Genomic DNA, 13867 nt, shown 5'->3' on the forward strand with positions numbered 1-13867 from the left:
GTTATATCATTTTTTTTGCTGCTTCCAGGGTTGCCTTAAAAACATGTGGATAGGTACCACAACGGCAAAGGTTACCCCGAGTGGCATCTTTTACATCTTCCAGATTGGGATTAGGGTTGTTTTCCACAAGGTGGACACAAGACATAACCATTCCCGGTGTACAATATCCACATTGTGATGCATCGTGCTCAATAAAGGCTTCCTGAACTGGGTGCAGTTCACCATTCTTTGCAATCCCTTCTATAGTGGTTACTTCTTTGTCACCAACATCAAGGGCGGACATGATGCAGGAATTCACGGGTTTTCCATCCAAATAAACCGTACATGCCGAACAAGCACCCCGATCACAAACGACCTTGGTCCCCGTAAGTCCCAAATGATCTCGTAAAGCAGCGGCCAAAGTTGTTCTCGGTTCTACACTAATCGATTTTGTTATGCCATTGACCTTCATTTTTATGGTCATGGCCCCAGGACCAAATTCTTTCCCTTTGGCTGGCTGTTCCTTATAATCAAAGGCAAGCACATTTGAGCTGAGCAATACACTGCCGGCAGTGGATAATCCTGCACCTCGGATAAACCCCCGCCTACTTATGTTTTTTGCCGATTTGGACTCCGCGTCTTGGTCTTTTTTTTCCATACGACTATAATTGAATTTGTTCGCTATTCCATTGAATTACATCCCCTTAAATTACAACATAATCCATAAAAATTTGTGCGCTATTTGAAATTTAACGTAAAGAATATAAACCGGTAAAACAACCTATTGGGCCATAGGGATTGGGACCCTAATTCATGATTGGATATTTTCTATTCTTAAAATAGGCCAAGCTACTGAGGACGACAATGGAAACGACAACAATATAGACCCAATTGGGAATAGGGACCGGGTCGCCCGAGGCATAAGAGTGTAGGCCGGACAAGTAATAGTTTACCCCATAGTAGGTCATGATCACGGAGGCCAAACCAAAAATACTGGCCAGGTTATAGGCGAAGAGCCCCCTAAACTTGGGAATCAACCTCATGTGCAGGATGAAGGCATAGATGAGAATGGTAACAAGGGCCCAGGTTTCCTTGGCATCCCAACCCCAGTATCTTCCCCAGGATTCATTGGCCCAGATGCCCCCAAGATAGGTACCAACACTCAACATGAACAACCCTCCAACCAAGGTGAGCTCACTGATATATGACATTTCTTGGATGATTCCTTTTACCCGGTCCTTATTTGACCCCCGTATGAATGCAATTAGGGTTAGGTTAATGAGCCCAATGATGGCACCGAGCATCAAAAAACCATAGCTGCCCGCCACTAAGGACACATGAATGGTAAGCCAATACGATTTTAAAACGGGTACCAAAGGCGTGATTTCCGGATCCAGAAAACTCAGGGTGGCCACAAAAAGGATGATGGCTGCCAACACTGTGGTGGCTGCAAGGCCACCTAAAGATTTTCGGGTAAAAATCAGGCCCGCCAAGGTGGCCGTCCAGGCGATGTAGATCATGGATTCATATCCATTACTCCAAGGGGCCCTTTCCGAAACGTACCAACGTAGCCCAAGACCAAGGGTATGTACTACAAAACCAAGGAAGATCAATACCAAGAGCAGTGTGTACACCCCTTTTAGCTTCAGCTTGGGTTTAAAGACCGAAACGAACAGCAAGCCCAAAAGCACGATACCGACCAAAATATAAAATACCGCTAAACGCGTGAACACTTTGGATTCGTTGAGCAATACCTCTGCTTTGATTTTTGACTCGGATGGAATAATGCCACCCCCATGCTCTTGCTGATAGGTATGAAGTTTTTCCAATACAAGATTGACTTCTGTGTAGTCTCCCGTAGTCATCGCCTTTTTAAGGGTATCCCCATAAGCGTGGAACATATCCGTTACACTATCGGAGGCACCGTGCAGGTCATTGGGGCCATGGATATGGGTAATAATGGGAACCCAGGCATTGTTGGAGTCGTTGGGGTTGGGAACCAGCTTTAGCAAACGCCCTGAGAAAGCCATCCTAAGCACATTCACGCGTTCATCCACTTTTAGGAGTTCTTTTTCATAAACACCCCTATCTCCGGGTTCCATGGCATAGGCTTTGCGGACCCCAGCCAGTAACTTGTATTTTCCATTTCCATCAAAAAAATCCGTGTAGGCCGCGTATTCCGTTTGAAGTTCCAGCTGGTCCCTTAGGTCCTCGTGCTTACCCAATTTGATCAGGGGGGCTCCCTGCCAGGTTTCCTTATCGGCAAATAAACTCAACAGCAGCTGATCGGCCGTTAATCCGAACTGGCTTTCCTTACGGGACACTTTTCGAAAGATTTCCCTGGACAAGGTATGGACCGGCTTCATTCTTCCCTTGAAATCCTGTACGATCAACCTGCTGAATTGTTCGGCATGGGACAATTCTACGGCACGGGCCGTATAATCCACATTTTCCATGGGTTGTGTATGGCCAATGGAAGTACACAGAAGTGCCAAAAGGACAAGAGTTGGCCTGTTTGCCCTTATCTTTTTGATTTTTTGGGAAACCTGGTAGAAGCGAGTCCTTTTACTGAAAAGTGTCATGAACATTCCCAAGGTAAGTAGTGCATAACCTATATAAGAGATCAAGGTGCCCCAAAAATCACTGTTTACACTCAAATACGTTCCTTTTTCATCAGTATCAAAGGAGGACTGAAAAAACCGATGGCCGCCGTAATTAAGAATATTGTTCATATAAATTCTATAATCCGTATTTAGGTCATTTTGCCTATCTATCAAAGTCACCTCACTGGCATAGGAGGAAGCACTGTTGGTGCCTGGATATTTCTCCATGATAAAGTCGTTCAACCGAATGAAAAAGGGGACCGTCATTTCTTTGGCCCCATACGAAACCGATAGTTCCATATTGTTGAACTGCATGGTTTGTGAGCTTCCTGGATTTCCCTGTTTCCCAAACACATAAGTATTTTTCGACTCATCGTTCACAGCGATATCAAGTGCCAAAGCAACAATACTTTCGTTTTTGACCTTTGGATCTTCCGATTGGATCTGTAATTGTCCATTTTTCTTGAAATCCGTAAAAACAAACGTATTGAACCCATCGGAATATAAGGCATTTAACTGCAATGGGCTATAATGACCCGGGAACAGGGTATCCCGTTGACGGGTGGCCATATTGGTTTGGGTGAGGGCCATGATGGGCTTGATCTTTAAGGAATCATTGCGGTAACGAATGTTTATGGCCCCGGTCGATTGGCTTTCCTTGAAATTGAACAACAGGTTCCCAATGCGTCGGGCCTCATTTTCCATGACAAAGTGATTTTCCCTACCATCAAGGCTACCGACCACCATTTGCAGTGTAGGCTTCCCGTCACTTGCTTCGCCCAGCACCCGTTTTGGATTAGGTACAAACTGGGTGACTTTTACCTTTATGGGATTGTCATCCACCAGATAGGATCCCTCCCAATGGTTGCCCCCCAAGGAAGCAAAGAATACCGGTTCGTCAAAATAAAAATCCTTGCCATCTTTCTTTACATGGAACTTCAAATAGTTGTTGGATGACAGAAAACTGTTGGATGAACTGTTTTCCCGAATGTGCATCATTCCCTCATACCCCAGATAGCGGGTGAGGGCAGCACCGATCAAAATCACAATAATGGCAATATGGATAATAAGCAATGCCCATTTTTTCTGTTTTATCATGTTGAACGTCCGGATATTTACAATGACACTTATGCCAAAAAGGAAAAGCAAAAGTTCAAACCACCAGGCTTGGTAGACCACTTTTTGGGCCGCACTTGTTCCGTAATCGTTTTCAATGAATGTGGCTACACCTATGGATGCAGCAAACACCAAAAGGTAAACCGCTGCGGCCTTTGTGTTAAAAAGGGGGAGTAAAGACCTCATTACTCGATTAAATACATTTTTCATATGGGTACGAACTAAGCTGTAAGCTAGCCAAAAGCCGCTTAAATTATAATGATAAATGTCATGGGCAATTCCTTAGGCGCAGCAACTTTTAAAGGCAGTTCAACTCGTGGCATGCCCCAGATGGTTTCATTTGATCTTGCTTGAGGTCAACTCAAAATCAACCGTAGTGTAATGGATTTGTGCAGGCAACCGATAGCGGTAGCGCTTAAGGCATGCCCTATAACCCGTTCAATTGTTCTCCGAATTCCTCCACTTTTTTCCAATCCGTATATTCAATTTCTGCATTTTTATTGGTTGGTCCTTTGGTCATCCACATGATAAATTGAATCATGATCCTATCGAAAAAAGGGTATTTTTTGTAGTCAAGTTTACCAGCAAATACGGTAACCAAAGTGGGGTTCCAGTCTATGGTCTTAAAGAACTTTATGACATAAGGATTTGTGTCCGGGGCGTTTTTTTCTGGCTTTCGTGCCACAAGGTTTACGGAGAAAAATGCTGTTTTAACCGAGTCTAGTTGTGTTTTTTGTGTGTTGATAAAGTCAATTATCCTTTTGTCATGGACCCCATATCGAATGCTGGCACCAATGACAAATAGGTCATAGGCCTTGACATCCCCATCAAAAGCACCGACTGGAAACAAATCAACACTGTGATGGCTTTTTTGTAGTTGACTGCCAAGGGTATTACTAATTTTTAACGTTTGTCCGTCTACCGAAGCATAGAGGATGGCGATTTTTTTGGTCATATTCAATGCAACAAATTTGGAATTGTGCTTATTACCTTACCGGCTCATAGCACCATGAATTTAATAATTCCTTTTGTATTAATTGACTTTATCATTATTCCCAACTTGTCATTGTTATTTTTTTAAGGTTCGTCCAAAGATGGACGGAGGAACCAGAATTTAAGATTGTCCCAAACAAGCAAAAACGCAGGTATTGAAAGACTTCTATTGCATCAAACGGACCGCAGGTGTATTTTAGTCCCCAGAAAAGCTTTGGAATGACCCATTTGTTCGGCGGTAACTACTATGATTTTTTCTCCAGGCGCACAACTGTTGAAGCCCCAACCTTTGAATGGGATAAAAACTATTTGATGCGTTTTAAAAACTCGTTGGATAGCTATACCTATGAAAACAACAACCTTACCATCGTTTATTTTAAGGAAGGGCATGGTGGTTTTGAACTTGAAAACAGGTATTTACCAGTGGACCATGGCAATTTTGTAATTACCAATCCCGGAAAGGGATGGAATTACATGAACGAAAGAAAAAAGAGCATAGACGTATTGAGTATCATCGTATCCCAGGCATTGCTGAATCAGTTTTATACGTTCCACACCAAATGCGATGAGTTTTTGATCGACTACCCGAATGAACCGCTTGAAAGGGAACATTTTTTTATGGAAATACCCTTGGGGGCCAAACACTATACTTCCGGTCGCGTACTTGAGTCACTGCACCGCAAAACTTCCTACCATAAACTGGACCATCTGGATATGGAAGAAATTGTAATCGAAGTACTGTTCAGTTTACAGCGCGATCAACTAACAGCTTATAAGCTTGCCAAAAGGATAAAATCAAAAAAACACAGCACAAAAATTGAAGTATTTAAACGTTTACTGCTGTCAAGGGAATACATCCATGACAATTTGAACAGGCCCATACCCATGGATGAGTTGGCAAACATCTCATGCCTTCCCAAATTTCATCTGTACGATTCCTTTAAACGTGTATTTGGACAAACCCCCCATCAATATACAAATGCCATAAAACTGATGAAATCAAAAGAGTTATTGGCATCCGGTGAATATATGGTCAATGAGGTATCCGATTTACTTGGCTTTAACGATATTCAGTGTTTCAGTAAGTTGTTCAAAAAGCATTATAAAATTTCACCTTCCCAGTTTAAGGCATAAGATATGCTTTAGGATCCAATGGGCTTTATTAAGCCTTTTTTACAATATACACGCGTTCCCAGGTAGGCCTATTACCAAGTAGATTTCGCCTTAGCTTGCAAACATACCACACCAGTGACCCAATACCCTTGACTTCCTGATCAAAAGGAGGTAAAATGGCAATAAACCCTGGCGGTCAACTACCAAGAATCCCGCTACCCTATCCACTTCCCAAAAAAAGAAGACTTTTTGACAAATGGAGCAACAACAGCTGGTTTACTTTTGAAGCCGTTTTTTAGCACAGGTCCGGTTGGTAAAAATCAATCGTTGGTAAAAAGTAAGGAATGTAATCCCCTGACCCTTGAAAAGATAGAATTGAAGAGGTGAACTGGAATTTTGGACCCAAAGGGACCAAACCGCCAGGTGACGTTCCGCTGCGGCACACCCCAATTATGGGCAAAGCCGGAAAGAAGATCGATCCGCACTACAACAAGTAAACAAATAACAACAAAGCTAACCGTTACAACATGAAAAATAGCATCCTAATTTCCATTAGTGTTTTAACTGTAATTTCATGCGAAATCAAAAAAGGGAATCAATCCATACCTGATCCTTTTAGTCCAAAAGAATTTGTGGGCAAGCATAAGGCCCGTGTTTCGGTACTGGGCCTATTTCATTTCAGCAACCCTGGATTGGACAGTTATAAACCCAAGTTTTCTTTTGATATCTTAAGTGAGGAACATCAAAAGGAATTGGATATGGTACTGGATGCTTTGGAAAAGTTCCAACCGACAAAAATATTGGTGGAAAATCCCAGGGTAAGTGAAGATAGTGTGCTAACAGCATCCTTCAAGGGCTATCTCAATGACACTTTTGATATTTCCAAGCGCACCAGCGAGACCTATCAAGTGGGTTTCAAACTTGCGAAAAGATTGGGGCACCAAAAGGTTTATGCATCGGATACCGAACCATTGGAATGGTGTGGCGTAACCATGGACTGGGAAAACTATGACGAGGAAAAGTACCTTCGTTCCACAGGGAATTTGGAAAAATCGAGACGTTACGATTACCTTAAAAAATCAAGGTTTGAAGACTCGTTAAAAACCGAAATCCCGTTAAAGGAGTACCTCAGGTTTATCAATGAACCCTCCAATCGATTAAAAAACCATCAAGGATACCTTACGGAACTATCCCTCATTGGGGCCGGGGATTGGTACAATGGAGCCGATGCATTGGCACGTTGGTATCGGCGTAATATTCGAATATTTGCCAACACCTACGATATTACCGATTTACAAAACGAGGAGCGTATTCTCCTAATCTACGGTTCAGGACACGTGCATACACTTAGGCAAATGTTTATGGATTCACCGGATTTTGAATATGTGGAAATCACCGATTATCTCAACTAAATCATTTAATTAAGGAAAACATGGCGGAAAAAACGTTGACCATAGTCAATACGATCGCGCTACTGGCCGTGGTAGTATACCTGGTCGCCTCACATGCCGAAAAATCTAAAATCCCGGAAGAAATAAAGGCCCAACGCCTAAGTATTGTTGGACCCGATGGCCATCTGTACATCTCAATAAGCAATCCAGAAAAACAGGCACTTGCCACAACCCACGGAGTACCCAACAAACCTGGCACCAATAGGGATTTACCTGGACTACTGTTCTTTAATCGGGTTGGTGATGAAATTGGTGGCATCTACTACGATGGAACAGATGAAGAGAATTTTGCAGGAATCACTTTTGACCAACAAAAGAATGATCAGATAATGGCGATAATGAAGGACGAATACCTGGATGAGGGAGAGTGGAAAAGATGGTACGGCATGTTTTTTAGGGAAAGGGTGGATTCCGTAAGGGTCGAAAAACTATATGATGAGTTTATTGGGAAAACAAAGGGCATGGATGAATCTGAGAAAAACTTGGAATATCAACAATTCAAAAAGTACCTGGATTCGGAAATAAATGTGTATCGGATGTTCCTTGGTCGAGAGGAAAACAAAAATACAGGTCTGTTTATTTACGATTCCAAGGGAAGGGAACGCATTAAACTATACGTGGACGAAACGGACACTGCCCTCTTTGAAATTCTGGATAAGGATGGCAATGAAATCAGGTCGGGGAAAGTATTGGACAAAAATGAATGATGCTTATATCCAAATTCAATAAAATCCCCATTATGAAAAGCCGCATCCCATACTATGGTTTTCATTTTAAGTAGGAGTGGAATTTGGGGTTGGCCAAGGTTGCCCAACAACAATAGAGCGTCCTACAAACGATGGCACTCATTGTAGCAAAAAAGCACTAGTAAATGACACGAAAAGACTTTATCAAAGCATGTGGACTTTTGGGCCTGCATATGCCTTTTTACTCTTTTACCATGCAAAATCAGAAACAAAAGGGTTTGGATTTCCCAGGTAAGGTCATGATTATTGGGGCAGGTGCCGCAGGTTTGTCCGCCGGTTACCTATTAAGACAAAAAGGAATTGATTTTACCATACTGGAAGCTGCTTCGCAATTTGGTGGAAGGATGCAAACCAATACTGCTTTTGCGGATTTTCCAATTGCGCTCGGTGCGGAATGGATTTCCATGGACCATATCAATTTTAATCCCTTGGTGGATACCCAAGTTGCCCTAAAAGAAATACAGACCATAGGGTATTCCCCAAACGATGTGTATGGGGTTTGGGACAACGGAAAACTGATTCGGGGCACACTCAACACCTTCAATGATAAAAAATTTAAGAACAACTCCTGGCTTGGCTTCTTCAAAACGTTTATAGCACCGTCCATTCAAGAAAACATCAAGTACAACGAATCCATTCATTCCATAGATTACACCCAAAACAAAATCTCCTTGGCATCCAACAATGGACTGCACATGGCTGACCAGGTCATACTTACCGTTCCGGTGTCCATCCTTAAAGCAAAGGCTATAAAATTCACACCTGGTTTGCCCAAGAAAAAGCTACAGGCTTTTGAGGACACCGACTACTGGGACGGATTTAAGGCGTTTTTTGCATTTAAGGAAAAGTTTTATCCATCATTTGTTGATTATGTAATACATCCGAAAACCAATGGACATGTATCCCTTTATGATGCCGCTTGGGGACAGGACAGCAAAATGAACGTCTTGGGACTTTTTTCAGTTGGGACTAAGGCAAGGGAATATGGAAGTTTATCGGAAGATGAGTTCAAAATGGAAATGTTGGCGGAAATGGACCGCATATTTGACGGGAAAGCAAGTAGAAACTATATCAAGCACTTGACCCATAACTGGTCTACCACTACCCACGCAAAAGGGGCATATGTAAGTGATTTCACAGCATACAGGACCATTGCCAAACTACAGGAGCCTATAGAGGACAAAATCCATTTTGCCGGAGATGCCTATACGGATGGAACAAACTGGGGCAATGTCCACGATGCGATACGCTCGGCCAAACAATGCGTGGATACCATTTTGAACAAGAAAAAATGACCAATGAAAAAGCTATCGTTACTTGTAGTTATGCTGTGCACAGTAGGTTCTTACGCCCAAAAAATCAATCAAGAAGACCTATACGCCATTTGGCATCTTGATAAATATTCCGATGATGAGAGCTATTATTTTCCTCCAAAAAAGGAGGCGGAGGATTATTTGTCCTTGAATAGGGATGGCACCTATGTATCGGTTTCGGAAGGTAAGCAGGGCGATGGAACCTGGATATTCAATGCCAACGGAAAATATATTGAGCTCGAATCCAAAGCAGGGAAAAAAGAGAAGTTCCATATTCATTTTCTTTCTGGAAAATCAATGGTGGTCACCTATGATACCGACGAATACCGAATATGGGAAGTCCATTACGTATCCTCAAATACAGGGAATTGATGAAGACCCATATCTTACGATCACTATGCCTGTTGGCAGTACTGTCTTCATATGGTCAGGAAATGGTATCATTACGATCAATTCCATTCACTACCCAAAAAACGGATAGTCTTTTCATTCAATCGGTCATTGACGAGCGAACGGTGAAGCATTTAGGGGTACTGGAAAATGTAAATGCGGAACCCGTAGAACTCTTTTTAAAAGAAGGGGCAGAAAAAGCCATAAAAACTTTTTATGGACTGTCCTTTAAAGAAAATGGCCGGAGTACGCCCATTTATATTAAGCTAAAGGCACTGAATGTACAGGAGTCCAAACGAAGAATGAATAAAGGCATCGCTAGAATTGCACGGGTACATGTTGAAATGGTCTTTTGTGAAAAACGCGATGGGCTGTTAAAAGAGATTTTTAGCATAAAGCACAATGAAGATGATGTCTTTGGCCTGTACGATAAAGCAGGAGTATATGCTACTCACGAAAAAAGGATAAGGGCCGCCCTGGAATACTGCATGCATGCATTTTCAAAGGCTTACCGGCAAGCCAAACCCCTGGTTTCAAAGGCCAATTTCAAGCCCATCAAAGAAAACGAAACCATGGCACAAAAACTTGGGCAATGGTTTAACCTCATCACCCTGAAGGGGATGCGAAGCAGATATTTTGAAGGTTATGGTATAAGCTATACAGGTTTTGTGGACAGTAAAAAAGGACTCATCAGGCCCTACGAAACCTCCTTTGAAGTGACCTGGGCCAGACCTGGGATAGCCGAAGAAAACGGTTATGCCGATGTCAATTCATTTGTGTTTCGTCCCGAGCTTTACTTTCTCTATAAAAAGCTATTTAAGGGAGTGTATGCTTCTGCGAGTAGCAACGTTCCCATAGGTTATGAAATCGTGGAAGATTTGAACGGTAACAACTCCTTCAATTTTGTTATAGGCATTGGTGCCAGTCAAGGACTACGCATAATTCCCTGGCAAAAAAATGGATTGGTTTTTGGGGTGGATTTTTTTCAACAATTGGAAACCTCCAAGGTCTATACGTTCGATTTGGGCGTGGAACTGGTTTTGGGCATAAATTTTTAATCAAAGAAAATGTATCACCCAAGATTATACGGCGATTTTTATGATATGGGGCATAAATACGGCAAATTGCTCCATGACAAGGCCAACTTTTCACTTCCTGCTATAAGCAAACGGAAAATGGAGTTTGGACTCTCTTCCTATGAAGTACTAAAAAGCTATTATCCTGAGGTAGTGGAAGAGATAAAAGGCTTTGCCGACGGAATTAAAGCCGCTCCGGAACAACTTGCCGCTTTCCTTTTAAGTCTAGGCATGTTCAACACAACGGGGCAGTGCAGTGTTTTTGCCCATAGGAACAATGACGGGGTCATCGTAGGAAGAAATTACGATATGCTTTTTGCCTTTAAAAAGTTTACGGAGAGTAGCCTGATTGCCCCAAAAAACAAGTTCGCTTATATTGGGCAATCCGATGTCTTTATTGGACGTTCCGATGGTGTCAACGAGAAAGGCTTGTCGATTGCCATGTCTTTTGTGAATGGTAAGGAACCAGAACCAGGAATCAGCTTTCATTTTGTGGTCAGAAAGGTGTTGGAAAATTGCCAAACCACCAATGAGGCCATTGGACTTATTCAGTCAACAAAAGTGTCATCAGCCAATAACTTTCTGATTGCGGACAGGACAGGGGACATTGCGGTGGTTGAATCCTCCCTCCAAAAAAGTAGGGTCAGACGCCCGGAGGAAACGCAAAACTTTATCTATATCACCAATCAGTTTATGATCGAAGGGATGAAAGTCTTTGACCAGGGAGGTGTTGAATGGAGCAAAAGTGGGGAACGCTATAGCGGCTTAAAAAGCAGTTTGTCCGCGGTTGACCAAATGAGTTTGGAAAAGGCCAAGGAAATCTTGTCGGACAAATGTATATGCCTGGATTTAAAAAAGGAACAATTTGGAACAATTTGGTCAGTTGTGGCAAGTTTGAAGGAATTGAAAATTGAACGGGCAGAAACCAAACCAAAACTTACCAACTACAAAGCTGACACAAGGCTTGATTGGTGGTTAAGAAAGCAACGGAAATAAATCGGGAAACAACTATTGTATGGCGCTAGGCACGGTTCCTCCCCTACTATGTTTAAAATGTCCTTTATGTCCGACCTTGACCTGTTGTTCCGTAAAACAAACTACTTAAGCAAGCTTACCTGTTTTTATAGCTCTTAAGACAGCCATTTTAACTAAGTTTTATTGCCGGAACAATACATTTATTGTAATATTGCAATTAAATAATGAATATGGGATTGGCCAAGACAGAAATATTTACTGCCCATCAAAATGAGATAGCCATTTTTGCCAAGGCGTTCGGACATCCTGCCCGTGTCGCAATTTTGCAACAGCTGTTTAAAATGGATAACTGTTATTGTGGCAATCTGGTCGATGAAATTGGTCTGGCACAGCCCACGATATCGCAACATCTAAAGGAACTGCGAAACCTGGGTCTTATTAAAGGTCAGGTTGAGGGAACAAGTGTATGCTATTGCATTGATAAGGAGAACTGGGCGGCCATGAAGGAAGTCATGGGGGATTTTCTTGACCAGGACCTTCCTGAAAATGAAGATTGTTGCTAAAAAAATTTTAACCAATTAATCGTTTTATTGCGATAAACAAATAAATGTCCCATGAAAACACTTTTAACTATCACCGCTTTTACGGTAATGATCCTATTTCAAAATGGGGTTCAGGCACAAAAGCTTAGAAACAAAATTGTAAAATCCATTGTACAATTTGAAAGCTCCTATTCTTCAATTCAAGAAGACCGAAAGGTATTGCTCGATCAATTGGCTTCGAGAATTGCCAAAGGCAACAAAAATGATGAAGACCTCACTATAGTTTTTGTCGATAAACATAACAAAGAGAAGAGCCAACTTGCCACTATCTGGCTCAGGACGGGCTTACTGTATTATAACCTGAACAATTACAATGTGCTCTCCGCTGGTACTGAACCGATCCAGGAACCCTTTCCAGCTCTTGCCTCCCTGGAAGCATATGGTTTCAGGGTGGGCAATGCCAGTAAGAACCAACGTTATGCCTATACTGTAAAATCCGGTTCTGAAACTTGGCAGGTTACCTACACTGCCATTGAAGCACTGAACTTAACGGATGATGGTATACTCAGGATTTTCGTGGAAGAAGGAATCGCCCCGGAAGACGGTCCCAAACAAATAGAGATTTCTTTGTTTTCCCCAGAGCGCATTGCCATGGAATTGCTTTACGTATCCTCCAGAATAAAGTATTTAAATGAACAATACCAATAAGGCCAAGCAATTATGAAATCAACCGATATCAAAAAACTATTTTCAACCCTTTACACCCTAAGATTTGAACAATAATTGCATTTTGGTAAGCAAAAAGCCAATGAAAAAGGGTTTCTTTGGCAACATTGAAAGCGAAAATCCCAATCGATCAAATACGTTGATGCATCTTGGCGAACACCAAAAATCCATTACCGTTTGATGGATAAAAATATCTGGCCTTCCCTGGTGGCTGAATTTATTGGCACATTTTTGTTGGTTTTCTTTGGTACGGGGGCCATCATTGTAGATGGACTTTATGATGGAATGGTGACCCATCTGGGTGTAGCTATTGTTTTTGGCCTGGTGGTACTGGTAGTCATCTATGCCATAGGTGAGATTTCCGGTGCACATCTCAATCCAGCAGTTACCTGGGCGTTTTTCGTGGCAAAAAGAATTGAAGCACCAAAGGCGGTCTGGTACACCCTTACCCAAATCATCGCGGCCATTGCCGCAAGCGCAATACTAAGAGCAATGTTTCCCGAAACCATCACAATGGGGGAAACTTTGCCCTCCAACGGCCTCTTACCCGCTACTATCATGGAATTCATTTTAACGTTTACCCTAATGTTCGTAATCATAAATGTAGCTACGGGATCCAAGGAACAGGGGTTGATGGCGGGACTTTCCATTGGCTTTACCGTTTTGATCTGCGCATTGATGGGAGGTCCGGTATCCGGGGCTTCCATGAATCCCGCCCGTTCCATTGGACCTGCCCTGATCGGGGGAAATCCAACTCACTTGTGGATGTATGTCATAGTACCTCTTTTGGGGGCTATTTCAAGTATTTACGTATGGAAAATCATTACAATTAAAAACAGCTGAC

13 protein-coding genes are annotated in these 13867 nt (G+C 42.3%); 10 read left to right on the plus strand and 3 right to left on the minus strand.

Translation table 11 applies throughout. The features are described 5' to 3' along the window. Position 1: 1 nt before the first annotated feature. The 3 genes from L0P88_RS05595 to hemG all read right to left on the minus strand — a co-directional run bounded on the left by L0P88_RS05595 (position 2) and on the right by hemG (position 4653). Positions 2–637: a (2Fe-2S)-binding protein gene (locus tag L0P88_RS05595; RefSeq protein ID WP_247133632.1), complete on the minus strand. Its 636-nt coding sequence runs from the start codon at positions 635–637 to the stop codon at positions 2–4. A gap of 148 nt (positions 638–785) precedes the next feature. After that, a complete protein-coding gene (ccsA, locus tag L0P88_RS05600; RefSeq protein WP_247133633.1) occupies positions 786–3884 on the minus strand; it encodes a cytochrome c biogenesis protein in 3099 nt (1032 codons plus the stop codon). 241 nt (positions 3885–4125) lie between these two features. Further along, positions 4126–4653, minus strand: coding sequence for a menaquinone-dependent protoporphyrinogen IX dehydrogenase (gene hemG / locus L0P88_RS05605; protein WP_247133634.1), 528 nt, complete (start codon positions 4651–4653; stop codon positions 4126–4128). A gap of 257 nt (positions 4654–4910) precedes the next feature. Here hemG and L0P88_RS05610 point away from each other — a divergent pair, with 257 nt between their 5' ends. From L0P88_RS05610 to L0P88_RS05655, 10 genes are all read left to right on the plus strand, one after another. Continuing rightward, a complete protein-coding gene (locus L0P88_RS05610; protein WP_247133635.1) occupies positions 4911–5825 on the plus strand; it encodes a helix-turn-helix transcriptional regulator in 915 nt (304 codons plus the stop codon). A gap of 506 nt (positions 5826–6331) precedes the next feature. Further along, positions 6332–7216 carry a DUF5694 domain-containing protein gene (locus L0P88_RS05615; protein WP_247133636.1) on the plus strand — a complete coding sequence of 295 codons (885 nt, stop codon included), beginning with the start codon at positions 6332–6334 and terminating at the stop codon, positions 7214–7216. A gap of 20 nt (positions 7217–7236) precedes the next feature. Next, positions 7237–7962, plus strand: a complete 726-nt coding sequence (locus L0P88_RS05620) for a hypothetical protein (RefSeq protein WP_247133637.1) — start codon at positions 7237–7239, stop codon at positions 7960–7962. Positions 7963–8126: 164 nt separating this feature from the next. After that, positions 8127–9296: a flavin monoamine oxidase family protein gene (locus L0P88_RS05625; protein ID WP_247133638.1), complete on the plus strand. Its 1170-nt coding sequence runs from the start codon at positions 8127–8129 to the stop codon at positions 9294–9296. Between the two features lie 3 nt (positions 9297–9299). Then, the gene (locus L0P88_RS05630) at positions 9300–9686 is read left to right on the plus strand and encodes a copper resistance protein NlpE (RefSeq protein ID WP_247133639.1); all 387 of its coding nucleotides are present in this window, start codon (positions 9300–9302) and stop codon (positions 9684–9686) included. Then, positions 9686–10762: a hypothetical protein gene (locus tag L0P88_RS05635; RefSeq protein WP_247133640.1), complete on the plus strand. Its 1077-nt coding sequence runs from the start codon at positions 9686–9688 to the stop codon at positions 10760–10762. The genes L0P88_RS05630 and L0P88_RS05635 overlap by 1 nt, the downstream gene beginning before the upstream one ends. A gap of 9 nt (positions 10763–10771) precedes the next feature. Further along, on the plus strand, positions 10772–11776 hold the full coding sequence (locus L0P88_RS05640) for a C45 family autoproteolytic acyltransferase/hydolase (RefSeq protein WP_247133641.1): 1005 nt from the start codon (positions 10772–10774) through the stop codon (positions 11774–11776). 209 nt (positions 11777–11985) lie between these two features. Continuing rightward, positions 11986–12318: an ArsR/SmtB family transcription factor gene (locus L0P88_RS05645; RefSeq protein WP_247133642.1), complete on the plus strand. Its 333-nt coding sequence runs from the start codon at positions 11986–11988 to the stop codon at positions 12316–12318. A gap of 51 nt (positions 12319–12369) precedes the next feature. Next, the gene (locus L0P88_RS05650; protein WP_247133643.1) at positions 12370–13005 is read left to right on the plus strand and encodes a hypothetical protein; all 636 of its coding nucleotides are present in this window, start codon (positions 12370–12372) and stop codon (positions 13003–13005) included. Between the two features lie 198 nt (positions 13006–13203). Next, positions 13204–13866 (plus strand): aquaporin, encoded by a 663-nt coding sequence (locus L0P88_RS05655; RefSeq protein ID WP_247133644.1) that lies wholly within the window; start codon positions 13204–13206, stop codon positions 13864–13866. Position 13867 lies beyond the last annotated feature (1 nt).

Origin of the sequence: Muricauda sp. SCSIO 64092, from assembly GCF_023016285.1 — a bacterium.
Taxonomy (GTDB): Bacteria; Bacteroidota; Bacteroidia; order Flavobacteriales; family Flavobacteriaceae; genus Croceivirga.

Excerpts from the sequence above, each read along its gene's own strand:
- L0P88_RS05595 (WP_247133632.1), bottom strand. The coding sequence starts at position 637 with ATGGAAAAAAAAGACCAAGACGCGGAGTCCAAATCGGCAAAAAACATA.
- ccsA (WP_247133633.1), bottom strand. The coding sequence starts at position 3,884 with ATGAGGTCTTTACTCCCCCTTTTTAACACAAAGGCCGCAGCGGTTTAC.
- hemG (WP_247133634.1), bottom strand. The coding sequence starts at position 4,653 with ATGACCAAAAAAATCGCCATCCTCTATGCTTCGGTAGACGGACAAACG.
- L0P88_RS05610 (WP_247133635.1), top strand. The coding sequence starts at position 4,911 with ATGACCCATTTGTTCGGCGGTAACTACTATGATTTTTTCTCCAGGCGC.
- L0P88_RS05615 (WP_247133636.1), top strand. The coding sequence starts at position 6,332 with ATGAAAAATAGCATCCTAATTTCCATTAGTGTTTTAACTGTAATTTCA.
- L0P88_RS05620 (WP_247133637.1), top strand. The coding sequence starts at position 7,237 with ATGGCGGAAAAAACGTTGACCATAGTCAATACGATCGCGCTACTGGCC.
- L0P88_RS05625 (WP_247133638.1), top strand. The coding sequence starts at position 8,127 with ATGACACGAAAAGACTTTATCAAAGCATGTGGACTTTTGGGCCTGCAT.
- L0P88_RS05630 (WP_247133639.1), top strand. The coding sequence starts at position 9,300 with ATGAAAAAGCTATCGTTACTTGTAGTTATGCTGTGCACAGTAGGTTCT.
- L0P88_RS05635 (WP_247133640.1), top strand. The coding sequence starts at position 9,686 with ATGAAGACCCATATCTTACGATCACTATGCCTGTTGGCAGTACTGTCT.
- L0P88_RS05640 (WP_247133641.1), top strand. The coding sequence starts at position 10,772 with ATGTATCACCCAAGATTATACGGCGATTTTTATGATATGGGGCATAAA.
- L0P88_RS05645 (WP_247133642.1), top strand. The coding sequence starts at position 11,986 with ATGGGATTGGCCAAGACAGAAATATTTACTGCCCATCAAAATGAGATA.
- L0P88_RS05650 (WP_247133643.1), top strand. The coding sequence starts at position 12,370 with ATGAAAACACTTTTAACTATCACCGCTTTTACGGTAATGATCCTATTT.
- L0P88_RS05655 (WP_247133644.1), top strand. The coding sequence starts at position 13,204 with ATGGATAAAAATATCTGGCCTTCCCTGGTGGCTGAATTTATTGGCACA.